Annotated in this window: 1 protein-coding gene; it reads right to left on the bottom strand. The window is 38.9% G+C overall.

Annotated elements, in window-relative coordinates; all coding sequences use genetic code 11:
• Positions 1-285, bottom strand: a 285-nt coding sequence (locus J8281_RS19505; protein WP_210199294.1) for a sulfatase-like hydrolase/transferase, incomplete at both ends; no start/stop codon positions are given.

Here is a 285-nt window from a genome sequence, read left to right as displayed (position 1 = left end):
CCTCTTTCAGAAGAATTTACCGTGTAAATTCCATGACGTGGTGTCCATAACCCCGTCATTAAACAAGCTCTACTTGGTGCACAATTTGCTGATGCTGCATAACCATTGGTAAACACCATACCTTGAGCACAAAGCGCATCAATATTTGGCGTTTCGTAATATTCGCTACCCATGAAACCAACATCTCGCCAACCCATATCATCTACATTAATGATAACGATATTGGGTTTGGTATTTTGCTTTCGATTTGATTTGCTATTACAAGAGCTAATCAAGGTAATCAAA

It is taken from the genome of Aquimarina sp. U1-2, assembly GCF_017897595.1.
Classification (GTDB): Bacteria; Bacteroidota; Bacteroidia; order Flavobacteriales; family Flavobacteriaceae; genus Aquimarina.
This window is presented reverse-complemented; position numbering and strand designations above follow the sequence as displayed.